This window comes from Mesorhizobium sp. M0408, assembly GCF_040321495.1.
GTDB lineage: Bacteria > Pseudomonadota > Alphaproteobacteria > Rhizobiales > Rhizobiaceae > Mesorhizobium.
Genome location: NZ_JAMYRO010000028.1, coordinates 45,233 through 70,183 on the forward strand (window position 1 = coordinate 45,233; position 24,951 = coordinate 70,183).

Genomic DNA, 24,951 nt, shown 5'->3' on the forward strand with positions numbered 1-24,951 from the left:
TACCGGTTATCCTGCCGCGCTTCCTTCAGTCACCGGGAGGGTCACTCGAAAGGTCGCACCCACGCCGGGCTGGCTATCGATCACTAGCTGTCCGCCATGGGCCTCGACCGTCGTCCTGCATATCGCAAGACCCATGCCCATGCCATCTTGCTTAGTCGAGAAGAATGGTTCGAAGAGCCGTTGCCGATGCTCCTCCGATACCCCTGGCCCGGTATCCCGTACAGTAATCTCGATGCTCTTCGAGGCGTTCTGCACAACACCGATGAAAAGCAGCCGCGGTCTCGTCTGCGCAGACATTGCGTGTGCGGCGTTGATCATGAGATTTACCAGGACCTGCTGCAGTTGAATGCGGTCGCCGCGCATATTCTGAATGCCGGCCTGGATATCGACCTGCAGCTGAACATTGGCTCTCGCAAGCTCACGCTGGACAAGCGCCGTAGCGTCCTCGACCAGCGCCGACAGGACGATTTCGCCACGGTGTGACGGCGCCTTTTTCAGGAAGGCCCTGATGCGCTTGACGATACCGCTTGCCCTGCGTCCCTCCGCGACCGCGCGTCCGAGCGCCGTTTCGACTTCCTCGAGGTTGGGCGGATCGCGCCGGAGCCAGCGCATCCCCGCCTCGCCGTTCGTAACAATTGCCATCAGCGGCTGGCTGACCTCATGCGCGATCGATGCGGTCAATTCGCCGAGCGTGGCGACCCGGGCGGCATGCGCGAGTTCCGCCTGCGCCTGCTGGATCGTATCCTGCGCGTGTCTGCGCTCGGTGATGTCCACCACGTATATGAGAACATTGTCGCCGTCGTCCGCCGAGGCTGGAAAGGTTATGGCGAAAAGCACGGGTATGACCTCACCATCGCTGCCGACCATCTCAGTCTCGCCCTCGTAGAACGCATCGTCGCGCGCGAAGGCAGCCAGCGCACCGACGAAGGTCCTGTCGGTAAGGCTCAGGACATCGTCCACGGTGGTCAGAAACTGGTTGGGATCCTCCACGAAAACCATGGACAAGAGGGCCGGATTGACGTCGACGATCCTGATGAGCCGCCGGGCTCGGGCGACGAAATCCGGATCGCCGGCGAGATAGTCGGAAACCGGAATCCCTTTCTCCTGGATGCTTGCAAGTTCCTTTCTGACCGCGCTCCAATCTTCCTCGAGGACACCGATCCGGCTTGAATCGAACATACGGCGATTGCGGCGCTCGCTCTTGACCAGCGCGGCATTTTCAGCCTGGCGCTCTGTTATGTCAGTATGGATTTCGAGCACGCCCATGGGCTTCCCGAGCCGGTCCCGCTGCACCGCCCAACGACTGTCCAGGACGAGGCGAGCGCCGGATCGCGTCTCCTGCTCGAGCACCCCTTCCCATCGCCCGTTCTGGAGGAGCTCGGCCTCAACCGTCGCGCGTTCCGCCGGATATCTTGTACGAAGCAGTTCGTCCGCGACGCGGCCGAAGGCTTCTGCGGGCGACCAGCCGTATACCTGCTCGGCGGCATCGTTCCAGAAGTCGATCACGCCCTCAATGTCGCGCATGAAGATCATGTCATGCGACAGGTTCAGCAATCGGGCCTGCGCTGCCAAGGTCGCCATGGCAGACTGGTTTTGCAAGGCAAGCATCGTGGCGATGGCAATTGCCGCGATGCTGACGATCGCACGCAGCGCCGGAGATCCGTAGTTCTCTAAGCCATGGGAAATGGCATAGGCAACAAGCGTCAGAACGATGGCGCCGGCGGCAGCGGCGAACAGATCTTTTCGCCACGCGGTGCGGGCCGCAATGAGCACCACCAGCACGTAAAGCACCGCGACCGCTCCTTCGAGCGGCGACAGCACGTCGAACAGGAAGATGCACAGCGCCAGCAACGCGGCGGCCAAGCGGCACGCGCTCGTGCTCATGTGTCGCCTCGGGAGCGCTGATTTACGGGAGTCATACAGTGAACCGGAACGCAAGTAGAACGCCATGTACTATTGCACCCCAGGCCAATGGCGTTGCCGGACACAGACGAAATATCCAGTGAGGATTGCAGGTCGATTCTGCCTTTTGAAAGATGCAATCGCGAATGAAGGATATGGCTCGCACCTCCTCAGATCGTTTCCGTACGGTCGAGCCCGCCGGTGTCCGGAAGGTGACGGGGCAGCTCGATCGAAAAGATCGAGCCCTTATTCTCGACCGACCTCACAGTGACTTGGTGACGCAGCAGGTCTGCGGTCTGACGCACTATCGTCAGGCCAAGGCCGAGGCCTTCGGTTCGGCCGGCTTGGTCGCCCCGGTCAAACGCGTTGAAGATGCTTTCGAACCGCGAAGCCGAAATGCCACAGCCGTCGTCCTCCACATCGATGTTGAGCCGATCGCGCTGGAGCCGGCACTCTACACGGACATGGCCACCTGGACCGCTGTATTTCAAGGCGTTGCCGATAAAGTTCCGTATTATGCTGTGCAGCATGTCCGGATCGGTTTCCACGAGGAGATCGGACGAACACACCTGCAGATCGATCCCGCACGCCTCCGCGTAAAAACGCCAGTCTCGATCGACTCGTGACAGAATATCAGCCACCCGCACTACCCGGTGGTTTGGCTGCAGAGCGCCGTCCATCTGCGACAGCCGGGCTATGTCGCTGAGTTCGCTGTTCAGACGCATCATCGCGTCGAGTGCGACGCGCAGCCGATAGGCGGCAGCTGCCGGCACGCCTTCCTCGACTGCACGCGCCATCGACAGCATAGCCACGTGGAGGGGTTGCTTCAGGTCGTGGCCTGCAACCGCCATGATCCTGGACATTGCGAGAAGCGACATGTTGGCCAGCGCTGTTGCATCGTCTGCATCTGCCTTAGACATACCGTCTCTCCGCACCTGTCCTGCATTTGGCTAGGCACGCTATGTGGAGATGAATGCTACGAAAATCATACGTTGGGTTGGTGACGGCCGAGGCTGTCATCCTCATGTATGAACCACATAAACCCTGTACCGATATCTGTGGCTGCTGGCGGCTAGTATTGTTTATTGCGTCACATCGATACAGAATCCGGCGGCGCCGGCCCTGTACGCAATGTAAGGAGAGACCCATGCAGGACATTCTGTTCCAAACCCGCAACGCAGCCGCATTGCATTCGCCCACCGATCTCGGGGCACAGGCAACGACAGACATCGCCGCCGCACTGACCGGCGTGCTCGCAGATACGTTTGCCCTCTACCTCAAGACTAAGAATTTCCATTGGCACCTGTCGGGGCCACATTTTCGCGACTATCACATCATGCTTGACGAGCAGAGCGATCAGATCTTCGCAATGACTGACGCCCTGGCCGAGCGCGCCCGCAAGGTCGGCGGCACGACATTGCGGTCGATCGGACACATTGCCCGCATCCAGCGGCTGCTCGACAACGACGCCGACTACGTGACGCCGCAGGACATGCTGGCAGAGCTTGCCGACGACAACCGCAGGCTGACTGGGTTCCTCCGGGCAGCGCATGCCGTATGCGAAACCTATAACGACGTCGCCTCGACGAGCCTCCTAGAAGTCTGGATCGACGAGACCGAACGCCGAAGCTGGTTTCTTTACGAGACGACGCGGACCGCAGCGTAAGCGCGACACCTTCCCGCAAGCGGGACATAGCCGCCCTTCAACCGCCAGCGACACCCAAAGGATTATCGAAACAGTCGCCATCGTCGACCTAAGTCAGCAACGAGATGGGTGCCCATCTCGTTGCAGTTATTTGCTGTACGGCGATTTTTCCGATTTTCTCAGCCGCACCTTTATTTGGTGGCTCAAACGCTGTCTTAGCTGTGACCACCGAGCGTGTTTACATTCGCGCAGAAGTCCGTGTACGGCTGCTGAACTTGACGTGCGCATTCACCCTTCATTTGTGCCTGCTTTTCAGCCGGCATGGCAAAGAAGACCGCTTTGAATTCCTCCATGGGCTTCATGGTTTTCATGCTGGAATCGGTGAAGAATGGTTCCATGGTGTCCGGCTCATCCAGTGCGCCGGCCGACGCCTGACCACCAAAAGCGGAAAGAGCAAATGTTACGCGGAGACAAATAGCTTTGATGTTCATTGGACATGTTCCTTCTGAGTTAAGCGATATCCCCAACGACAACCACGTTGGCACACCTATAAAATATACATCGATCAGGCCAACGTATTTCCTGTAGGCACCTGTTTTTGTCTGTCTGGATGACTGTTGAATCCTCGCTATGTCCAGCGATCACGAGCACCTATTGCTGCATCATCGAATTAACCTCAACGCTGACCCGGCTGACATCTGCACCGGCCTGGGCCGAGGTAGAAATCCAGGACCATGCAGGCGCCCGAAATCAACCGGAGGCGTCCTCACGACGCCGTCCTGATCATCGAAGCACTGCCCGAAGGATTGCAGCAGATTCCTTACTGCGCGAGTTCTCCGCCGACAGCCGTTGTAAAGATCTGCAAACCCTCGCTCACCAACGAGAGCCATTGCGCGACGCTTGGCCGAAGGCTGGGAACTGCATGCCCCGGAATTTCGGTTCAGTGAACCACCTGGAAAGCTCGCGAGCCTTCACCGCGACGCCTTGCGCGCGCCTAATCGCATGTTGACATCGCCGATCTCATATAGTTCGGCTGTCGGGCAAATCGCGCCTGGCCGGGCCTCAAGTGCGCAGCCTGGTCGTCAGTTTCTCTGCTCCTGGTACTTCCAAATCGGAAGCCCCACTTATCCTACGGACACTGCACGTCTATTGAACGGGCTGATAGTTTGCAACCCGCCAACGGCCCGGCGTCGTTCCCTCCAGGCGCTTGAAGACAGTCGTGAAATGGGCTTGCGTCTGAAACCCAACGTCTAGGGCGACGTCGACCAGGGACTGTTCGTTTTGTAGAAGCAGTTCCTTGGCTCGCTCGATTCGCCGCCGCAAGATATAGTCGTGAGGACGCAGGCCCGTCGCTGCACGAAACCGCGCGGCAAAGTACATTCGGCTAAGGCCAGCTGTTTGAGCCAAGTCGGCAAGCGAGATGGCCTCGTTAATATGCTGGTCGATGTAGGCCGTCACGCGCTTTAACCGCCACTGCTGCAATCCATCGACAGGCTGGTTCTGCCCGTTTGAACGCAGACGAAGCCATCGGGCGGCGAGAGCAAGCCGGATGGCATCAGAATAAAGCCCATCCTCATCGTCGCTCTCGGAGCGGCGGAACTGCTCGAGTAACTGCTGCAAAACCGGGTCGGCCGAAATGGCATCCGAGGTCGCGGGCATGGCGAACTCTTGAACGTCCATTGCCCCATTGGAGGCACATGCGGACAGTGAGAGCACGACGTCCATGAAGGGCAGCTTTATTCTCACCGCAGAATCGCCAACGTGCACGCCAACACTCCTGCTCGCCCGGATGTGCGCAAAATGACTTGCCAGGCTGGATGCCTTTTGATCGGTTGCAAGGAGGCTGGCCGGAGCGGGCGGTGCCGAAACAAGCGGCTGCCTTAACTCGTGCTCGAAATATCGCGCAGTTTCGCCCAGCCTGTACATCATCCCCACTTTCTGCGGAGTTGTTGCTATCTGTATTCAGGCCTCAGCATCGACCCGTATCGATCAAGGCGCCAGTTTAACGTTGCAAAAGGCTGTAAAGCGCGTTTTGCGAATGCTGGATTCAACGAGCGGTATATCGGAGCCGCTGCTCCACCTTGCGGTGGCTCATACGATCGCGGACAACCCGAGCTTAATCGATCACTCAGATGTCAGCAGCAGGTTCTCAGTTCACGCCGGTCCGCCGCCGCTAACCATTAGATGTTGACCGCTGACGAAACCCGACAAATCACCGGCCAGGTATTCGGCAGCGTCTGCGACGTCCTCGACGGTACCCATCCGTTGCATCGGCCGGAATGACTTCACGAACTCACGGACTTCAGAACGCACGCCGTCTGTGAAAACGCCGGCTCCCTCGATGGCGGTCGGCAAGATCGAGTTAACCGCGACGCCGCGGTGGCCGAGCTCCTTGGCCAGCACCTGGACGAGAAACTGAGCTGCGATCTTACTCCCACCATACAGTGCGCGGCCAGGCAGGGGGAACGCTGTATTGCTCGTGCCTATGTAGATGATCCTGCCGTTGTCGGCGACGTGGCGCGCAGCCTGCTGAAGCGTAAAGAACGCGCCTTTGGCGTTTACCGCGAATAGCCGATCGAAGTCTGCCTCGGTGAAGTCGATGACGGATTGGGCGACCAGCTCGATACCCGCGTTGGCGACGACGATGTCGAGCCGCCCATAGGTGTCCAGCACCGTATCGAAGAGGTGTTTAATGTCATCGACGCGGGCGACATCCGCCTGGACGGCAATGGCCTTGCCTCCCGCGCTCACAATTTTTGCGACGGCGTCCTGGGCCAGCGCGCTGTTGTTCGCGTAATTTACCACAACTCTTGCGCCGCGCGCGGCGTAGCGTTCCGCAATTGCGCGACCGATGCCGCGACCCGAGCCGGTTACCAGCGCGACTTTTTCCTGCAGGCTCATGGTGTTTCTCCCGTTGCTGCCAAATGCGAATATATGTACAGCTTTTGTATCAATCCAAAACGTATATATTGAAAAATACTGAAATCTCTTCGTCGTTATAAATGTTGATTATTTGGCAAATCGCTCTCTTCTTTGCCATTTTTTTCAAATATTTACTGGCGCCGCCATAACCATCGAAATTAGGCTCGCAGGGCAAAACGCTGGAACGGATCCGGCTCTCGATTGTGGAGGCGAATGATGCAACCTGAAAATAAAATTGCGCTTGTAACAGGAGGAAGCCGCGGTCTTGGCCGCAACACAGTGGTCAGCCTCGCGCACCGCGGTGTTGACAGCATCTTCACCTACAATTTGGCCCGGGCTGAAGCGGAAGCTGTAGCGGCAGAGATTGCCGCGATCGGACGCAAGGCCATCGCCTTGCAGCTCGACGTCGGACAAGCGTCGACCTTCGATGCCTTCGCAGAGAAAGTTCGCGACACGCTGGTGAGGCTTGGCGCCCAACGCTTTGACTATCTCGTCAACAACGCCGGCATTTCGCATCACAATTCAGTGGAGAAGACGACCGAGGACGAACTGGACACGCTCTATCGGGTGAACTTCAAAGGTGTGTTCTTTCTCACCCAAAAACTGTTGCCGCTGATTAACGATGGTGGGCGGATCGTGAACCTTTCGAGCGGCCTCGCACGCATCATCATTCCCGGCAGCGCCCCATATGGTGCGCTCAAGGGAGCTATCGAGGTTCTCACCCGCTATCAGGCCAAGGAACTCGGTTCGCGCCGTATCGCCGTGAACGCAGTAGCGCCGGGGTCGATCCAGACGGATTTCAGCGGAGGCATGGTTCGTGACAACCCGGAACTCAACAAGCAGGTCGCCGGAATGACAGCATTCGGCCGAGCAGGAGTTCCCGACGATGTCGGGCCGATGATCGCTTCGCTGCTCTCCGACGACAATCGCTGGGTCACTGCGCAGGTCATCGAGGTATCCGGCGGTTTGGCGATCTAGCCACCGTCATCGATGGCGGGCGCCACGCCTACCATCGTTTGAAATGCTTCTCTGCTGCAAGTCGACCGGCATTAGGAGCCGGCGTCCTTAACTACCGCTTCTCGATCCGGCCTTGTGCGCCGCGCCGGATCGGGGACGATCATCGCAAAGATTCCAGTAGGCTCTTGGCATCCGCGAGATCAGTGGTGCCGGTTCTCTCCGAATGCGCCTCATAGATCGGGGTGAGTAGCGCGATTGCGTCGGCGGCGCGTTCCCGGCCTATTAATAGGCGCGCCAACGGAATCGCAGCTTTTAGTTCCCAGCCGATGGCTCCCTGTTCTCCCGCAAGCTTGATAGACACGAGGAAAGCCTGCTCGGCCGCCTCGACATCAGGGGAAGGTGCTTTCAGGTTGATCTCACCTTTTGTCCGATACAGATCGGGCAGCCAGAATTTTTGCCCCATTCGTTCCGCGGAAGAAGTAACCTCATCGATCATCGTTTGCGCCTCGCGATACTGGCCGCTTTGAGCGAGCCCGTCGGCCAGAGCCCTGGCTGCGCCTGGCACAACCATTTGAAACTGCTCCCGGTTAAGCATCTTGAGCGCTTCTTGCAGTGCGGCGATGCCTGCCAGAGGTTCTCCAACCATCACGAGCCATTCTCCTTTCAACGCCAAGGCAGCAGCTGCGTTTAACTTGAAGGGATGTGTCTCTACATGCGCTATCAAGCGGTCGATGTGGGTGCCCGACTCCCGGCTATTGCCGCTCCAGAGCAGAACCGCGACGCCGTTAGCAGCGGCCATGCTGTAGTTACTGTGCAGGGACGACAGCGCGGCGCCCTCCATGGCTTCCAGGACCAGCCTGCAAGCACGCGCGGGAGATCCCCTGAGCCAAAGGATGCGCGACAAAGCAAGTTCGGCACGCAAATGATGATCGTAGCCGAATAGACGGAACTCCGGGTGGCCGATCTCGGCCTCAAGCGCGAAGCCGCGCTCGCAATGTGTCATGGCGGCGGCCTGGTCGCCTCCGAGGTGGTAGGCTGCGGCGAGCATCCATTCGGCAATGACTCGGTCGCTGAGCGCTCCGATCCGCTCTGCGATGATGCCGCACCTCTTTGCAGCAGCCAACCCACCTTCGAAGTCACCGAGCGTCGTCAGGAAGCTATTAAGACCAGCCAAAAGACGAAATCGCGTCATTTCGCCGCCGTCAGCCTCTAATAGATTCGGTCCCGGCTCGATCGCGTCAGGAAATTCCTGCGCATCGTTTTGTGTGTTCTGGGCAGAATCTGCCGGTGCCTCCGGCAGTCGCAATTCGCGCCGAGGGAGTTCTTTGATTTCATCGCTCGCGCTCAATGCTAAACGCGACCAATGCCGACCTTCGGAAAGTAGCCAAAGCCCGAGAAATAGAGGTACAGCATCGGCTGCCAGCTCGACCGCTACAGCATGCGATTCCGGGTCTGAAAAGCTCCACTCGAGTGCCTTTCGGACATTGCTGATGTGTGGTGCATATGGTCGCATATCGGCATAGGCGCCATGTTCGAGCGCAACCCCCTTGAGCAGGCTGGCAAAGTAACGAGCGTGGCGCCGGGAAATAGGTTCAAGCTCTTCGACCTCCTGCAATTTCGTCGCTGCATATGCGCGGGTCACATCGGCAAGGCGATAGAAGACGACCTTACCTACCGGCTGGACCCAGAGCATGGATTTGTCGACGAGGCTTGCTATCGACACCATTGTCGCCTTACCGTCATCCCCGGCCGAGCCAGCAACGGAGCACGCCGCTTCTATCGAGAAGAGTCCGACGAAGACGGAGAGGCGGGAGAGGACCCGCTGCTCGAGTTCTGCAAGCAGCTCGAAGCTCCAGTCGAGCATCGCTTCGAGCGTCTGGTGTCGTGGAACGACATTGCGCCGGCCGGCCAAGCGCAATTTCGCATTGCCGGCCAGAAGATTGGCGACGCCGCGGATGCCGTAAGTTCCGACTCGACTGGCTGCCAATTCGATTGCAAGCGCGATGCCATCGGTGCGGCGGCAGATCTCACCGACGACGGGCGCATCGCTGTCAGTTAACTCTCCGTGGAACCCGCTGTACGCTGCCCGATCCATGAAGAGTTGCACCGCCGGTGTCGCCAGCGCCTCGGGCGCTGTCGGAAACTCGTCGGCCGGATAGGCCAGAGGGCTCAAGAGATGGACGGTCTCTCCATCGACACGCAGTGATTCACGGGAAGTTACCAGCAGATGCACGCCTGGCGAGCGCTGAAAGAGCTCGCCGGCCAAGAGTGACGTCGGATCGACCAAATGCTCGCAACTGTCGAAGATGATCAGCACGCGTTTGTCCGCGAGGAAGGTCACCAGTTCGGTGACTGGATCCGCGCCTCCAATTGCACAGCCGACCGCCGCGATAACGGCCCCGGGAACCAGGCGGCCCTCGGTCATGGCGCCGAAATCGACAAATATGACGTTCGTGTCGTCGAATGCACTTTGCAGCCTCTGGACAATGGCCGCAGCCACTGTCGTCTTGCCGATGCCTCCCGGTCCGACGATGCTGATGAAACGGCGCGCCAAAAGGAGTTCGCTCAGGCTGGTGATGACGGCTTCCCGGCCGATCAGCGAACGAGGTGGCGGTGGCACACGGCCTGTGGATCGGGGTGCCAAAGACGCCGCCGGTGGAGGCGGCTGCGGATCCGGTTCGTTGGGTGCTATTGGAGCGACAAAACTATAGCCCCTGCCGGCGATATTCACGATGTATCGTGCCCCATCTCGCCCGTCACCTAGAGCCCGGCGAAGCGAAGCCATGTGGACCCTCACCCCCGCCTCGTCGACGACAACGTTTCGCCATACGAGTTCCAGCAACTCATGCCTGCTGACGATGTCGCCGGCACGGTCAATAAGGGCAATCAGCAAATCAAGGGCGCGCGAGCCGATCCGAACAGGCTCGCCATCCTGCAGGAGTAGCCGCTGCGCCCGATCCAGGCGAAAGCTGCCGAACGATATCGGAGCGTGCGCGCTAACTTCGACATGCGGCGGGACAAGCAAGACCTTGTCCGTCCGGGCGATCGCTTGACCTGTCATCGCTCCCCGCTTCTGCGCCTACAGTTTGACGAGCATGTTGAAGGAACGACAGACCTGTCTTCCGAAAAACGGATGCAGATTGTGAAAATATGACGTCTTCCCGTACGGGGGGCTTCGTAAGCACGGTCGTTGGCCGAATTGGCCGTTCAGTCAGTATCCAAGTCGCCAATCCCGGTGGCTGTTGATCGACGCCAATGCCCGGGACTAACGCCGATATTCTCTTTGAAAGCGGTGGCGAAATGGCTTTGACTCGAAAATCCGCACTTGAGAGCGATTTCCGCAATCGGAAGCGATGAGCCCGTCAACAGCGCCTGCGCCCGCTTCATACGACGGCCGAGTTGCCACTGATGCGGCGCAATACCGGTGGAGCGCTTGAAGGCCCGGCCGAAGTGGGCGACCGAAAGACCGCATTCCTCGGCCAGTTCCGTCATTGACACGTCCAGGCGCTCGTCCATGAGTTCCTTCGCGCAACGCTCCTGCCAAGTCGCCAGACCATGGAACCGGACTGATGCCGCGCTTTTCGAGGTGCCATACCGCCCGAGCACATTGGCGCAGACAGCATCGAGGATCGTGTCGAGCAGGAGTCCGCTCGCCTGGTGACGATGGGCAAATGCTGCCGCCGCCGCCCCGGCAAGTTGACGCATCACCGGATCGTCCTGGCCAACAGTGGGAGATTGAAGAAACTCTGTGAAGATCGGCATGTCGTTCTGCTCGGCATACGCCTTCAGGGCCGTAATCGGCATGTAGAAATTCACGGTGTGGAAAGGATCCTGTATGAGGACCCGCGGTTCCCGTCTTAGATCGGTAAGGTAGGTCTTTCCCGCATGCATGGTCTCACTCAAGGGGGACCTATCGTTCAACCAAAGATCCAACCGCATATGCTTGAGGTTAATAATTACCTGATAGGCATCGTCATAGCCGAACGACGGGGTTGGATCCCGCGGCGGCGCTCGGGATTGCAATTCCGTGATAGCGAGCGTACCTCGATTCAACGTGCGATAGACGTGACTGAGAGGCTCCGGCAAACCGAGGCGTTCGCCTAATTGCGAACCGTAGGCGCGGCCTCTGGTTGTCTGAGTCAATTTTCGAACTCCGTCCCCAAGATCTAACTGACGCCAACGCCCAGGCTTGCGCCGATATTTTCCTTAAAGGCGGTGGCGAAATGGCTTTGGCTCGAAAACCCACATTCGAGAGCGACTTCCGCGATCGAAAGCGACGAGCCCGTCAGCAGCGTCTGCGCCCGCTTCATGCGACGACCGAGTTGCCACTGATGCGGCGCAACGCCCGTGGAGCTCTTGAAGGCCCGGCCGTAGGTTTCCCCGGCACGGAGGGCATCGCTCGAGGTGAACGGGCCGTTCAGCCAGAGCTCCCGCCGGATAATCTTGAACTGCATGATCACCTGATAGGCTTCGTTATAGCCGCGAGACGGGTTTGGGTCCGCCGGGGGCACTCGGGATTTCAACTCAGAGACTGCCAGCATGCCGCGCTGCAGCGTGTGATGAACATGAGTGGGTACCGCTGGCAAGCCAAAGCATTCGGCCAGATGCGCGCCGTAGGCGGGGCCTCTGCTCGTCTGATTTCCGGTGAGAAGTGTCTTGCCTATTGGGACACCACGAATTGCACAAACCAAGACTGCGAGAAACGATGCCATCTAGAAGCGGCCCTATCAAGTTCGTGCAACGGCGACGTGTAGAACCGCTTGCCAACTTGGATTAAGTCCAATCCAACCGCATCGGTGCCGCCGGCGAATCCAGATGCCCGCGGCAACTCCACCGCGGCGTCGTTCACAAGCCTCCGACCATATGATTGGCGGTCGTCCCACCCCGCAGATCCTCATTCGCCAGCACCCCCTCGTACAGGGTTAGGCCATTTGGCTTGCGGTAAAAGCAACTGACATTCGGCCCGGAGAAATTCCGAAAGTCGGTCTGACCTGCGACATGCCGAACGCCGTCATCACTGTTCCTGGCCGACCGTCATATGGCAACCACTGCCTTCGCGACTTCGACGTTTCCTCGGACAGCATTGGAATAGGGGCAAATGGCGTCGGCATTTCTCACCAGCTCCTCGGCTGTCGTTTGATCGACGCCGGAGACGGTGACGGCGAGAGAGGCGTGCAGCACGAAGGCATCGGCTTCGCTGCAGCTGAGGCCGATTTCAGCGACGACGATCACGTCGCCGTCGGCGAAGCGATGCCCCGACTGCCGAGCAACGCGCAACAGCGCGTTTTCAAAACACGCCGCATAACCGCCGGCAAAGAGCTGTTCGGGATTGGTGGCGCCGTCCATGCCACCCAGTTCCTTGGGGATGGCAAGCTTGAGATTGAGAATGCCATCCTCGCTGCGGATCGTTCCCTTGCGGCCGCCCGTCGCGGTTACCTTGGTCGAGTAGAGAATAGTCATGCGTTATCTCCCTTCATGAGCGGTTCGGTCCCGCATTTGTGCCGGATGTTTAGGACGCCACTTCCATCCACCGGCGCAGGCCAGCTACGGAGCGGAAATCGGCGGCGCTGCGCGCTGGTATGTCGGGCTCGAACTCGGTCATCATCCGCGACAGCGCGTTGCCGGGTCCGAGTTCGAGCACGCGGGCGGGACGGGAGGCGCGACAAGCATCCATGCAGGCCGTCCAATCGATGGTTGTCGAGACCTGAGCCGCGAGCTTGACGAGACCATCGGCGACGCTGCGAACAGGCACCCCGTCGATACCGCTGACCAGTCGGACATCGCTGGGCAAACGGACGTCCGTGACGGTTTCGCTCACCAGCCTGCCGAGCCGTTCGCTCACGGCTTTGAGAACCGGTGTGTGGGATGCGACGTGGATCGGCAGCACCCTCGCGCGGGTGGCGCCACGCGCCGTGGCGTCCGCGAGCGCCAGCCGGAGGCCCGCCGCGCGTCCGCCGACGATGAGGTGCAGCGGACCGTTGACGATGGCGACGTCGAGCCCATGGGCGCGACAAATTCCGTCGACCACATCGCGCGGCAAGCCGATAATGGCGGCAAGTCCGGAAGGCTCGTGCGTAGCCTCGTCCATGAGGGCGGCGCGGCACGCCACGACGTCGAAGGCGCTCGATGCGTCCATCACGCCGGCGACCGACCAGGCCGGCACTTCGCCGGCACTGTAGCCGGCGATTGTGAGCGGGCGCGGAGCTGACGAGCCGACCGCCGCCCATACGGCGAGCGCCGCCGCGCAGCAAAGCACCTGCGCAACGTCGTTGCGGTGAATGATGTCGCCGCCCTGGTGGGCGAGGTCGCGCGGATCGCGGCCGCCGAGCGCCCCGGCGGCGAGCGCGAAGACGGGCGCCGCCGCCGGCTCAGAGGCGACGAGATCGAACATGGCCGCGCTCTGTTTACCCTGTCCAGAGCAAAATATCGCGATGCCGCTCACGGCGTATTCTCGACATGATCGAGGAAGACCGTCACGGCCAGCAGATCGGCCGATCCACCCGGGCTGAGGCGCCGCGCCACAAATGCGCGGTGCACGGCCAATGCATGGGCCAGCCAGTCCGTCCGGCCGACGCCTCCAGCGAGAAGGAAATCGCATGCCGCGCGGCGTGCGTCCCGCAGCCCTTCCGTGCCGCCGCGGTGGAGCAGGTTGGTGTCCTCCATCGCCGCTAGCAATGCGAAAAAGGCATGCACCCGCGCCGTCCCTTCGTCGCCAGTAAGCACTCGTCCGGCCAGCAGCGCCGGAAGGCCGATGGTCCGCGCGTGCGGAAAGCCGGCAGCAGCCTCCGCGCGCGCACCGCCGGCGCCAAAGCGCCGCATCGCGCCGCTGCCGTGGCTGTTCAGCGGGATCGGGCCGCGCGTGATTTCTCGACCCCAGCGCTCCCCGACTATCCGCGTCAGCCGCTTCGCCGAAAGACGGAGTCGCTCGGCGCATGCCGCACCGGCTGCCGCGCAGAGCAGGCCCAACGCGAAGATTGCACCGCGATGGGTGTTCACCCCTCCGGTGGCAGCGAGCATGGCGTCTTCTGCGAGCGCACCTATTCGCCGCAACTCCGCCATATCGGCGCCCGCCCCGCCGGCTGCGGCAAGCTCGGCATAGAAGGGGCGAATGACGTTTATGCTGCTCAGGAAGGTACCACAGTCCATGTCGTCATGGCTGCCGTTGTCGAGCGGGCTGACGAGGCCGGGCTTCGGCCAGGTGTCGAGTTCGGCGAGCAGCGCATCTGCCGCCATGCCGCCGAACCGATCGGCGTCGGCAGGTGCCAGCGGTGCCCGCCCGTGCACCGGGGCGCGCTTCGGTAAAGTCGCGGTCACACGAAGAGATGTCGTGCGCATCTGAGTTCCGCTCCGTGCATCGATTTGATCAGGACTGTGCCGCCGGGGCGCGTGAGTGCACTGCGCAGTTCGCGCCAGTTCGCGCCTTCGGCTGTGCTGGAGACGATCTCGCCGTCGAGTCGGGCCGGGCCGGCGTCGTCGAGCGCGGCGAGACCGTCGAGCAACTCATCAAGGTCTTCTCGGCGAAATACTGGCCAGATGAGGTCGATGTCCGAGCCGGCCCGCAGATAGGCGAGCCCTGTCAGATGCTGCCAAAGCAGCGCGCCGAAGACGGCCGGCCGCAACCCCAGCCGCATCGCGAGAGCGGCGGCAGCTTCCAGCTGTGGGCGCAGGTCCGCGGGGGCCGACCGCGCTGCCTCGGCCACGGAGTGCGCCGCGACACCTGCCGCCACGTGCTTGGGAGGGATGAAAAAGCCCAGCCTCAGCTTGCCGAGTGTGGGGGGCAGCGGGAGCCCGATGGCGATCGCGCTCTCGTCGTCACCCGCGGCGCCCCGCCGCACGATCACCGGCAAGCCGCGTTCGGCCCAGCCTTCGACCAACAGCCGGGGCTCATCGGCCAGACGGTCGAGGCTGCCGGCAGCGAGGAGCATCTCCCTCCACGCCCCTGGCTCTACGCGCAGCAGATCGTGGCGGCGATAGGCATGGCTAGACATAGTCGTCACCGGACGCTTGGTGTGCCACGCGCCGCGCGATCTGCGCGGCGACAGCGCGCCCTCCACGTTCGGCGCCGAGCACGTCTCGCTTATCGCACGCGGAGACAGCCGCTAGCGTCGCCTCGAACTGATCGGCGAGCGGCTTCGCGGGATCCCAAACCTGTGCCACTGCGCCGACGGCGCTCATAAAGGCAAGGCCGGGTGCGAAAACCGGGGTGGTTTGCGACAGCTCTTTCAGCTTGTCCTCCGGCAGCTTGGTCACGCGCACCATGGAGGGCAGGTCCATCACCGCCGGCTCGGCGTCTGGCAGCGCGACAAGGATGTCGGTGGCTAGCGCAGTAGCGAGGAACGCGCCGGCGACGGCCTTACCGTAATTCAGCCCGACGGTGGCATGGCCGCTCCGGCTCGCCAGCAGCAGGCATTTCGCCAGGTGGGCGAGATACTCGTTGAGGCCGAGCATCTCGTCGCGGCGGGACATGAGTTGGCCCTGTGTGTCGACGATGACGAGGATCGGTGCCTTGCCGCCGGTCGCGACAATGTCGAGCACGCGTCGGGCCAGCGGCAGCACACCCTCGATTCCCAATGCCTCGCCGTCGGCGATGCCGACCACCACGACCGTGCCACCATTGGCCCGCTTTCCCGTGCCGAGAATCAGATGATCGGACCGGGGATCGATGTCGTGGCCCTTGCGGAAGAGACTTGAGAGGATCTCATCGAGCGTCATGAGCAGCTCCTCTTAGGCCTTTGACGATCTCCGCGAAGGCCGCGTCATCCAAGTTCCGGATGGATTGCGGTTCGGCAATGCCGAGCGCTACCCACATCTCGACCGCGGAGTTGCACGCGCCAAGGCGCTCTATCCGGTCGGCGAGCCGTCGTTGCTCGGCGCGCAGGGTCGCGAGATCGAAAGGCGGCGCTCGGTCGATCGACGCGAGCACGGCGTCGCGGAAGCCCGCCACAGTGTCCCCGGCATAGGCGTCGGCGCCCCCGAGCAGGCGGCGATTGCGTCCTCCGGTCACGCTCCAGACCAGCGCTTTGTCCTGCGAGTCGAATTCCTCGACGCCTTTGTTGGTTTCGATGACCTCCGGGCCAGACACGCCGGTGCGCCCCTGTTCCGAAATGGCGATCCGCGAGCAGGTGGCGGCGGTGAGGCCCGCGCCGCCGAAGGCGCCCGCTCTCCCGCCGACGAGGGCGATGACAGTCACGCCGGAGCCGCGCACCTCGACGATGGCGCGCATCACCTCCGCCACTGCGAGCTCGCCGGCATTGGCTTCCTGTAATCGCACTCCGCCGCTGTCGAGCAGCAAGAGGACGATGCGCGGCAGCTTCGCATCGTCTCGTGCGGCGCGTAGCAGGCCGACGAGTTTGGCCCCGCTCACCTCGGCGAAGGTACCGCCCATGAACTGGCCTTCCTGTGCCGCGACAAGAACCGCACGTCTCCCGAGCCGGCCGCGCCCGACAACCATGCCGTCATCGAAGGCGGCGGGCAGGTCGAACAAGGCGAGATGGGGGCTCTGCGCGCGCTCCGTCGGCGGCAGGAACTCCGTGAAGCTGCCCGGATCGAGCAGCCCCGCGAGACGCTCGCGCGCGGTCGAGAAGAACCAGCTTGCGGTATCGGCAGAGGGATGCCTCGAGTCAGTCATGGCCAGCCTCCATGGTCCGCACGCCCTGCAACAGCCGCAGCATCACCGTGTCGGGCCGGGCGCCGCTGTCATTGATGGAGATGCGCAGGCCGCCCGGCGAGGCGCGCTCGACAAAGGCGGCGACCACGGCCTTCCAGACATCGTCATAGCCGCGCACCGGGGTGGCGATTTCGACGGTGCATTCAGTATCCGCAAGCGTGCGTTCCAGCAGCACTTCGAGATTGCCGGAGGCGACGACGCCGACGAGAGCGCTGCCGATGGTGCCAGCGGCTGGACTGCGGGTTCTGTGGTGGACTTTGAGGATTTCCATGTGCCGCCTCCTCACCAATTGCGGAACTTGGCCGGCGGATCGTAGAGATTGCCCGACCAGTGCATGAGCTCCTTGATAGAGCGCGCGGCGAGTAGGCTCTTGTTGGCCTCGAGCGGATCGATGCCAAGGTCTTCCGGCCGCTGGATCACCTTGCGGGTCCGCAGATCCTCCACGGCCTTGCGGTCGCGGGCAAGGCCGACATCGGTATAGCCGGCGACGCCGCGGATCGCCTGCTCGCGCTCATATGCTGTGCGGCAGAGCAGAAGGTTGGCGATGCCCTCCTCCGTAACGATGTGGCTGACGTCATCGCCATAGATCATCACCGGTGGAAGCGCGAGATCGAGCGACTGGGCCAGTTCGACACTGTCGAGGCTCTCAACGAAGGTGGGGTCGAGCTTTTCGCCGAAGGTCTCGACGATCTGCACCACCAGCTTTCGCCCGCGCGGCAGGCTCGTCGCCTCCCCGACTGCTTCACGGCCCGCCTTCAACCAGGCCTCGCTGGCATGGCGCCGTCCATGCGGGTCCGAGCCCATGTTGGGCGCTCCGCCGAAGCCGGCGATGCGGTCGCGGGTGAAGGTCGAGGAGTTGCCCTGAAGATCGATCTGCAGAGTTGAGCCGATGAACAAGTCGGTCGCGTAAAGCCCGGCCGACTGGCAGTACATGCGGTTGGACGCCATCGAACCATCGCGGCCAATGAAGAAGATGTCCGGCCGCGCCTTCATATAGTCGTCCATGCCGACTTCCGAGCCGAAGCTGTGCACCTGTTCGACCCAGCCCGACTCTATGGCGGGGATGAGGGTGGGGTGCGGGTTGAGGGCGAAGTGCGTGGCGATCTTGCCTTTAAGCCCAAGCCGCTCGGCATAGGTTGGCAGGATCAGCTCGATAGCGGCGGTGTTGAAGCCGATGCCATGGTTCAGCCGCTTCACGCCATAGGGCGCGTAGATGCCCTTGATCGCCAGCATGGCGCCGAGGATTTGCGTTTCGGTGATCTGTGCCGGGTCGCGGGTGAACAGCGGCTCGACATAGAAGGCCTCGGGCGTCACCACCACGAAATCGACCCGGTCGCCCGGCACGTCGACGCGCGGCACCTTGTCGACCAACTGGTTCACCTGCGCGATGACGATTCCCTGCTTGAAGGCGGTCGCCTCAATGACAACGGGCGAGTCCTCGGTGTTCGGGCCCATATAGAGATTGCCGTCGCGATCCGCGCAGCGCGCCACGGTGAGCGCGACATGCGGGGTGAGATCGATGAAATAGCGCGAGAACAGCTCGAGATAGGTGTGAACGGCGCCGAGTTCGATCTTCCCGGCCTTGAGCGCCCTTGCGATCGCCGTGCCCTGCGGGCCGGAATAGGAGAAGTCGAGCCGCTTCGCGATGCCGGCCTCGAACAGGTCGAGATGTTCGGCCAGCACCACGCCGGACTGCACGATGTGCAGGTCCTTCACCACCGAGGGGTCGACTTCCGCGAGCCGGGCGGCAAGGAAGTCCGCCTGCTTCTGATTGTCGCCCTCGAGGCACACCCGGTCGCCCGGCCGTATCACCGCCTCCAGCAGCTTCGTCGTATCCCCGGGTGCGACCTGCTTGCCACGGGCATAGGCGCTGGCCGCGGCAATGCGCTGCTCGCGTGACCGACGTGATGCGTCCCAGATTCTGGTCGACGAGATGTTCGAAAGGGCAGTCATGGACGGACCTCGTGCACTGAAAGAAGCCGTCGCATGCTGGCGCTGTGCGACGGCTTTGGTCTGCGTTCAGTTCGTCTTCTCTCCGACTTTCCGAGCGGCCTCCACGATCACATCGGCAACACGCTCTGGATGGGATTCGTAGACCGAATGGCTGGCGCCTTCGATGACGATGAAAGGCGCCTTGGCGCGTTCATAGTAGAAGCGTTCGAGGTCGGGATTGATGATCTGGTCGTTGCCGGCGACGATGCCCCAACTCGGCTTGGTCTTCCAGGCAGCCGCAGTCAGCGGCGTGTTGAACACCTCGGCCTTGGCCAGCACCTGCGAGCGGGCAGCGAACTCGGCTTGTTCGCGAGGGAGGTCAGGGGCGAACAGCTTCGGGAACAGTTCCGGCTCCAGATAGGTATAGCCGTCCGGTGTCGCTTTGATCGCCCCTTCGGTCTTGGCCAGCACGCTCGGCATCTTCTTGCCGAGTTCGCCCTCGTCCTCGCCGACGTCTGGTGCGTGGGCGGCAACATAGACGAGGCCGGCCACCTTCGGATGCACACCCGCCTCGGTGACGATCGAGCCACCGTAGGAGTGGCCGACGAGGATGGCCGAACCTTCCTGCATGTCGAGCACGCGCTTTGCGGCGGCGACGTCATCCTGGAACGACGTTTCGGGCTCTTGGACCATCGATACACGGAAACCCTTCTTCACCAGAATGTCATAGATCGATTTCCAGCCGGACCCATCGACCCAGGCACCATGCACCAGGACAATGTTCTTGATGGGCTCGGCCATCGCCGCAGCGGGGGCGATCAGGGCAAGAGAAGACGCAAGTAAGGCGGCGGAACAGATACGGCGAAATGGCATGGCAGCACCTCGGCGGTTGGGTTGACGTTCAGAAAATCGTGAACGGCCAGATGCTGGCATGCATATGAACGGAGCGCGCGTTAAGATGGGTAAATAATCGCAAGCCAACAATCGGAAGGCTCGCTCAGCGCTCCACAGCAGAAACTGCGCCCTTTGGATCGTCGGTTCACCTATCAGAATCGTCGAGGCTCGCCGACGATCTAATCCGTCTCAGCCCGGCACTGAGAGACGCATTGGCCAAGCGCTCTGCCATCGGCCCTCAACAACACTTTCCAACAATTTACGCGCGGCAAGCGCGAGCCTGTGCAAGCCTGAGCTTCTGATGACGAACCGATATCGCCGTGACGCTGAGGACTCACCCAAATGCGGTCGCCGAACAGCGCTTTACTTAATGTCGACAGTGCCAGTCGCGGATCCGGGCCAAACGGCGGAACCCACGACTGGCACTGTGGCGCGCAGGCCGCCCCACATTGCGCGCGATCACAGATAGCGGATGCCCTCACCGCCATCCTTTTCCAAGCCGAAGCAATCCGGCTGGGAAATGCGGTTGCAAGCTCGGCTGAGGCTGAGCTGGATCTGTCGATCCGACACATCATAAAAAGTGCAAAACGCGTGTGGAGCATCCTGGGCGATACCCACGAGGCGAATTGCATCTGCAGGAAGCCTCCGACATGACGGCCAATACAATCCTTCCGGCACTCGTCCCGATCTTTTTCGTGATTCTTGTTGGCTACGGCGCCGGTAGGCTCCGCATCGTTGAAAACCATCATGTCGACGGCCTCAATGCTCTCGTGATGAACTTTGCGCTGCCTGCCTCGCTGTTCGTGGCGACCGCATCCGCACCGCGAAGCGAGATGCTCGAGCAAGTGCCACTTTTCCTGACACTCGGCTTCGTGATGCTGCTCATTCATCTTGCATGGTATTTTTTTGTCCGTGCTTCCTCGGACGTTTCGAAGGCGGACGCGGCCCTTCAGGCCCTGACTGTATCTTTCCCGAATTTGGCCGGCGTTGGCCTTCCCATAGCGGCTGCCGTTATAGGACCAGATGGCACAGTCCCCATCGCTGTCGCGCTTGCCGCTGGCTCGATCATCGTCAGCCCCATGTCTTTGATTTTCGTCGAACTGAATTCCAGGAAACCGAAGGAAGAAATCGCGACTGGCCCCGCAAGACGGGTTCGGAAGGCATTCCTCCGCTCAGTGACGAAACCCGTCGTTCTGGCTCCCGCAGTCGGCATTCTGTATTCCCTCGCCGGATTGGAGCTACCTTCCCTCGCCAAGGCGAGCCTTATGCTCGTCGGAGTTGCCGCCCCCGGTGTGGCGCTGTTCCTGACAGGTCTCATTCTCTCGTCGCAACCGTTTCGCTTGAATTGGAGCGTAGTTGCTGCAACAGGGCTTGCCGATATCGGCCGACCCATCTTGACTGCCGTGGTCGTGTTTACGTTGCCGATATCGACCGAGACGGCGAAGATAGCCATTCTGATCTCCGCTATGCCGTCGGGTTTCTTCGGCATTCTCTTTGCCGTGGACTATCGCCTAGACTCAGCGGCAACCGGCTCGATGGTCATAGCGAGCACTCTTTTCAGCATCGTCACGCTGACAACAGTCATAGCATTGCTTTTTCCGCTTTAGGCGATCTGCATCTCTCTTCGCGGTGCGCATGTCCGTTAGCCGCCATGTCCGGTAGGCAAAGACGCCCTAGTCTCGCCCCTTGGTACGCTCATGGTCGGCGACGACAAGCTGCGTGTACTCACGCAGATACTCGATCTTCATCGGCTTCGGCAGCCGCGCCAGCGGACGGCTGGGGCCGCGGCCGGCACCATCGACATGAAGCGGATGCGCACGAGGTGCACGTCGGCATCGGCCAAAAGGCAGCCAATGCCTAGATCGGCCTGCCCGCTGACGACAACATCGGGATCAGCCCAGCGGGCCGATATCCACGCGCAGCATAACGGACGCGCCTCGAGCGATTTCAGCACCCGCCAGCGCTGGCGAAGGCAATGCCACATCGACCGACAACGCCACTTCGGCCTCAAGCCCATAACGATGCCATCGACGCGCGAACGCATGCGCTGCAGCATGCCAGTCATGGGCCATGCATCTTCCAGCATGGCCCTGCTGAATCTCAGTCAGTTACGGCTCGCGCGTGCCCTCGCGCTCGAACAGCTTCAGCCCTAGCTGCGTCGCGAGATTGGAAACGCAGTAGCTGATGACGGATGTGCCCGGTTGGGCTTGCGGCCGGCGGCCGAGAACTGCCGGTACCGGCAACGTCGACAAGGATCTGAAGCCGGTGCAGCGTCGGGTTGGGCTGCGTGGTCACTTCCGCTTGCGTCACAGTCGTACACAGCGTTGCGCCGGTGTAGGCGCCAACATCAGAAGGCGGGCAGCAATCCAGTGCACGGGTGAAGTGGTCCGGGGCGGTATCGTTATAGCTAGCTGTGGCCTGAGCGTTCGCGTCCATAGATCCGATTTTTGCTGCGACAAGAATTCAGATAAGTGGCAGGTCAGCTCATAGTTCTAACGCGCGGCGCATCGACAGACCAAAGGCGATGAATCCGTACCCTTGGAACAGCAGGTCGAACGTCAATATTGCGCCGAGCAAGGAAAGACCTATCGCTGGCCACGCAGCGACCACAACGCCGCCTACAATCATCGTGACGAGGCCACTGGCAACCATCCAGCCCCATCCGTGCTGGCGAGAAGCCTGTATCCCTGTCACGATCCGTACCGCGCCGGTCGCTATGAGGAGAATCCCCACGACCAGTGAAATGCTGACCGCCGACAAGAGCGGATTGAAAAGCGCGATAGCCGACGCGAGCGCGTAGAGCAGACCAGCGAGCAGGTAGACTATCCTGGTCCCCCAACCGTGAGTCGTGAATGCGTGAAAAACCTGCATCACGCCGCCGGCCAGCATACTGGCAGCGATGTAGAAGACCGAGACGAGCGTCGCGACATACAGGTTCAGACCTGCAATGATGCCACCGATCAGCAAGCCGACTCCGAGGGCAACAAACCAGCCCCACTTTCGATGAAGCATCTTAAGCGCCCCTCCGAGGGAGTGGTCGGCAGCGACGTTAGACATCCTTTGGTCTCCTTTTCCGGTGGAAAATCAGATTGGCATTCACCATTTCAATTTGATCTGAAATGGTCTTTCGCCATTGCACGGTGCTTTGCGATTTTTCCAAGGTTGCGATCAAGCCGGGCGTGATAGTAACGGATCTACTGAACTGCGCTCTCCACTGTCGTCTTGATCCACTGCTCGACGGTCAGGCCTTTCTTCTTCGCAGCATCGGCTGCCAGCTGTGCTACGGTCGGGTCGAGTGGTACGTTATAGATGACGTCTTCGACGTTGTTGGTGGCGAAAACCTGAAGTCGCGCGTTCTTGGCGAACTGCTGAACACGCTCGACCATCTGGCCATGGCTCAAGCCGGCATCGGCTGAGACCGCGGGACAGTAGTACGCGACGAGGTGATTGATCGTGTCATCAATTGACATGCCATGCTCGCGAAGCAGCCTGATAGCTGATTGCAGATCACCAGGCTGCTCCAGCGAATATCCCTTGGGCACTAATTGCTCGACATCCGCCTCCAATGGCGATGTGCCAAGATCGCTCGGATTTGGACATTCAAGCCCTTGGGCTTGGGCTTCATTGAACCCTGCCAGGTTCGCAAGAAAGCCAATGGCACACACTACCAGTACGTGAATATTTCTTCTCATGATCGTTTCTCCGTGACCCAAAACACTCAAGCGGTGCGCGCTTTCGAAGCTGACTTGCCGCAGCCCCCAGATGACATGGCGCGAGACGATTCCTCGATCGCAGTTGAGATGCCGCTCCACCATTGGCTCGGACCCCCGGAACACATGTGTCTGTGATTGAACTACTGATCTCACAAACAGAGAGAAACGCCAACACCAGCTTATCTAAGATCACACCGCGACAAAGCAGGGTGCTTCGACGCAATATTAATTGATATAGCAAAACTTCGTTAGTAAAACTTGGAAATAGCGTGAAAATACCGATTTTTTCCTTTATTTTCGACTCTTTACTCTACCTGCTGGATCGTGCCGCTATGTTGGCGGCGTAATCCGCTGGAGCAAATCCGGCATGGCGATCTAGCTGCTGCCGCAACAATCCCGCCCGACACCCCAACAGCTTAAAGAGGCCGATATGGAACTTCACTTGGAAGGCAGGACCGCGCTGGTTACCGGCGCAACGGGTGGGATCGGACTTGCTACCGCCGCCGCACTGGCTCGTGAAGGAGCCAAGGTTATCATTGCCGGGCGCGACGGCGCGAAGCTCGACGCAGCCCTGAAGGAAATCCGTTCAAGCGCGGTTGGCGAGGTGATCGGGATCATCGCGAACGCCGCCACCCAGCAAGGCGCGGATGCGGTTGTCACCCAAGCTCCGGAAATCGACATCCTCATCAACAACCTCGGCTTTCACGAGATCAAGGCGTTTACTTCGATCACCGACGAGGACTGGCTGCATCTATTCGAAACTAACGTGCTTTCGGGCATCCGTTTGGCGCGCTATCTGCTCCCATCAATGCTTGCGAAGAACTGGGGACGGATCATATTTGTGTCCAGCACCACAGCGATCTCGACGCCAAGAATGATGGTCCACTATGGAATGACAAAGACGGCAGAGCTTGCGATTTCGCGCGGCCTAGCCGAACAGACGAAGGGTACCGCCGTCACTGTCAATGCCGTCCTGCCCAGCCCGATACAGAACGCCGGCATGTTGAGTGACATCCGCAGCATGCTCGGCGGTTCGAAAGACTCCGATGCGGAAGTGGAGAAAACATTCTTCAAAACCCACTACACGACGTCTTTGCTACAACGGTTGATCGAGCCTGCCGAAGTGGCCGACCTGATCGCATTCCTCGTCAGTCAAAGCGCCTTGGCGATCAATGGCGCAGCACTGCGCATCGATGGAGGTGCGACACCGACCGTGGTCTAAACCCGGGATTTGCCACTCGCTCGTGTCCCAGCAACATCGATGTCAGCCCTGGCTTGGGCTGGGTCTTCAGCTGATTGTCGCGCCACCTTGACCTCGA

At 60.8% G+C, this 24,951-nt stretch carries 24 protein-coding genes; 5 read left to right on the plus strand and 19 right to left on the minus strand.

Features of this window, described 5'->3' with window-relative positions:
• Window positions 1-6: 6 nt before the first annotated feature.
• Both NKI67_RS26535 and NKI67_RS26540 read right to left on the minus strand, forming a co-directional pair.
• A complete protein-coding gene (locus NKI67_RS26535; RefSeq protein ID WP_352647694.1) occupies window positions 7-1,950 on the minus strand; it encodes a PAS domain-containing sensor histidine kinase in 1,944 nt (647 codons plus the stop codon).
• 122 nt (window positions 1,951-2,072) lie between these two features.
• On the minus strand, window positions 2,073-2,753 hold the full coding sequence (locus NKI67_RS26540) for a sensor histidine kinase (RefSeq protein WP_352647696.1): 681 nt from the start codon (window positions 2,751-2,753) through the stop codon (window positions 2,073-2,075).
• A 296-nt stretch (window positions 2,754-3,049) separates the two neighbouring features.
• Here NKI67_RS26540 and NKI67_RS26545 point away from each other — a divergent pair, with 296 nt between their 5' ends.
• Entirely contained in the window at window positions 3,050-3,568 is a 519-nt protein-coding gene (locus NKI67_RS26545) for a Dps family protein (protein ID WP_352647698.1), read from the plus strand.
• A gap of 194 nt (window positions 3,569-3,762) precedes the next feature.
• Here the strand turns inward: NKI67_RS26545 and NKI67_RS26550 are convergent, their stop codons facing one another.
• The 3 genes from NKI67_RS26550 to NKI67_RS26560 form a co-directional block, all read right to left on the minus strand.
• Window positions 3,763-4,038 carry a hypothetical protein gene (locus NKI67_RS26550; protein WP_352647701.1) on the minus strand — a complete coding sequence of 92 codons (276 nt, stop codon included), beginning with the start codon at window positions 4,036-4,038 and terminating at the stop codon, window positions 3,763-3,765.
• A 655-nt stretch (window positions 4,039-4,693) separates the two neighbouring features.
• Window positions 4,694-5,476 carry a helix-turn-helix domain-containing protein gene (locus NKI67_RS26555; protein WP_352647703.1) on the minus strand — a complete coding sequence of 261 codons (783 nt, stop codon included), beginning with the start codon at window positions 5,474-5,476 and terminating at the stop codon, window positions 4,694-4,696.
• A 225-nt stretch (window positions 5,477-5,701) separates the two neighbouring features.
• Entirely contained in the window at window positions 5,702-6,448 is a 747-nt protein-coding gene (locus tag NKI67_RS26560; protein WP_352647705.1) for an SDR family oxidoreductase, read from the minus strand.
• A 234-nt stretch (window positions 6,449-6,682) separates the two neighbouring features.
• Here NKI67_RS26560 and NKI67_RS26565 point away from each other — a divergent pair, with 234 nt between their 5' ends.
• On the plus strand, window positions 6,683-7,447 hold the full coding sequence (locus NKI67_RS26565; RefSeq protein ID WP_502909362.1) for an SDR family NAD(P)-dependent oxidoreductase: 765 nt from the start codon (window positions 6,683-6,685) through the stop codon (window positions 7,445-7,447).
• 139 nt (window positions 7,448-7,586) lie between these two features.
• On the opposite strand, the gene NKI67_RS26570 is transcribed toward NKI67_RS26565, so the two are convergent.
• From NKI67_RS26570 to NKI67_RS26625, 12 genes are all read right to left on the minus strand, one after another.
• Window positions 7,587-10,487, minus strand: coding sequence for an ATP-binding protein (locus NKI67_RS26570; RefSeq protein WP_352647707.1), 2,901 nt, complete (start codon window positions 10,485-10,487; stop codon window positions 7,587-7,589).
• A 146-nt stretch (window positions 10,488-10,633) separates the two neighbouring features.
• Window positions 10,634-11,569, minus strand: coding sequence for a helix-turn-helix transcriptional regulator (locus tag NKI67_RS26575; protein WP_352647708.1), 936 nt, complete (start codon window positions 11,567-11,569; stop codon window positions 10,634-10,636).
• Between the two features lie 23 nt (window positions 11,570-11,592).
• A complete protein-coding gene (locus NKI67_RS26580; protein WP_352647710.1) occupies window positions 11,593-12,138 on the minus strand; it encodes a helix-turn-helix transcriptional regulator in 546 nt (181 codons plus the stop codon).
• Between the two features lie 322 nt (window positions 12,139-12,460).
• Entirely contained in the window at window positions 12,461-12,886 is a 426-nt protein-coding gene (locus tag NKI67_RS26585; protein WP_352647712.1) for an organic hydroperoxide resistance protein, read from the minus strand.
• Window positions 12,887-12,935: 49 nt separating this feature from the next.
• Window positions 12,936-13,868 carry an acyltransferase domain-containing protein gene (locus NKI67_RS26590; protein ID WP_352647714.1) on the minus strand — a complete coding sequence of 311 codons (933 nt, stop codon included), beginning with the start codon at window positions 13,866-13,868 and terminating at the stop codon, window positions 12,936-12,938.
• Window positions 13,865-14,761, minus strand: a complete 897-nt coding sequence (gene mdcB, locus NKI67_RS26595; RefSeq protein WP_352647716.1) for a triphosphoribosyl-dephospho-CoA synthase MdcB — start codon at window positions 14,759-14,761, stop codon at window positions 13,865-13,867. The genes NKI67_RS26590 and mdcB overlap by 4 nt, the downstream gene beginning before the upstream one ends.
• Window positions 14,737-15,414: a malonate decarboxylase holo-[acyl-carrier-protein] synthase gene (gene mdcG, locus NKI67_RS26600; protein WP_352647718.1), complete on the minus strand. Its 678-nt coding sequence runs from the start codon at window positions 15,412-15,414 to the stop codon at window positions 14,737-14,739. Before mdcG ends, mdcB begins: the two co-directional genes overlap by 25 nt.
• Window positions 15,407-16,138: a biotin-independent malonate decarboxylase subunit gamma gene (locus NKI67_RS26605; protein ID WP_352647720.1), complete on the minus strand. Its 732-nt coding sequence runs from the start codon at window positions 16,136-16,138 to the stop codon at window positions 15,407-15,409. The genes mdcG and NKI67_RS26605 overlap by 8 nt, the downstream gene beginning before the upstream one ends.
• A complete protein-coding gene (locus NKI67_RS26610; protein ID WP_352647722.1) occupies window positions 16,125-17,054 on the minus strand; it encodes a biotin-independent malonate decarboxylase subunit beta in 930 nt (309 codons plus the stop codon). The genes NKI67_RS26605 and NKI67_RS26610 overlap by 14 nt, the downstream gene beginning before the upstream one ends.
• Complete coding sequence (gene mdcC / locus NKI67_RS26615; protein WP_352647724.1) at window positions 17,047-17,364, minus strand: malonate decarboxylase acyl carrier protein; 318 nt, start codon at window positions 17,362-17,364, stop codon at window positions 17,047-17,049. The genes NKI67_RS26610 and mdcC overlap by 8 nt, the downstream gene beginning before the upstream one ends.
• 11 nt (window positions 17,365-17,375) lie before the next feature.
• Window positions 17,376-19,046, minus strand: coding sequence for a malonate decarboxylase subunit alpha (gene mdcA, locus NKI67_RS26620; RefSeq protein WP_352647726.1), 1,671 nt, complete (start codon window positions 19,044-19,046; stop codon window positions 17,376-17,378).
• 66 nt (window positions 19,047-19,112) lie between these two features.
• Entirely contained in the window at window positions 19,113-19,898 is a 786-nt protein-coding gene (locus NKI67_RS26625; protein ID WP_352647728.1) for an alpha/beta hydrolase, read from the minus strand.
• A gap of 671 nt (window positions 19,899-20,569) precedes the next feature.
• Here NKI67_RS26625 and NKI67_RS26630 point away from each other — a divergent pair.
• The gene (locus NKI67_RS26630) at window positions 20,570-21,526 is read left to right on the plus strand and encodes an AEC family transporter (protein ID WP_352647730.1); all 957 of its coding nucleotides are present in this window, start codon (window positions 20,570-20,572) and stop codon (window positions 21,524-21,526) included.
• 90 nt (window positions 21,527-21,616) lie between these two features.
• On the plus strand, window positions 21,617-22,072 hold the full coding sequence (locus NKI67_RS26635; protein WP_352647733.1) for a hypothetical protein: 456 nt from the start codon (window positions 21,617-21,619) through the stop codon (window positions 22,070-22,072).
• 331 nt (window positions 22,073-22,403) lie between these two features.
• Here the strand turns inward: NKI67_RS26635 and NKI67_RS26640 are convergent, their stop codons facing one another.
• Entirely contained in the window at window positions 22,404-22,976 is a 573-nt protein-coding gene (locus tag NKI67_RS26640) for an HdeD family acid-resistance protein (RefSeq protein WP_352647735.1), read from the minus strand.
• A 137-nt stretch (window positions 22,977-23,113) separates the two neighbouring features.
• A complete protein-coding gene (locus tag NKI67_RS26645) occupies window positions 23,114-23,734 on the minus strand; it encodes a hypothetical protein (protein ID WP_352647738.1) in 621 nt (206 codons plus the stop codon).
• Between the two features lie 328 nt (window positions 23,735-24,062).
• Here NKI67_RS26645 and NKI67_RS26650 point away from each other — a divergent pair, with 328 nt between their 5' ends.
• A complete protein-coding gene (locus NKI67_RS26650; RefSeq protein ID WP_352647739.1) occupies window positions 24,063-24,854 on the plus strand; it encodes an SDR family NAD(P)-dependent oxidoreductase in 792 nt (263 codons plus the stop codon).
• The last annotated feature ends 97 nt before the right edge of the window (window positions 24,855-24,951 follow it).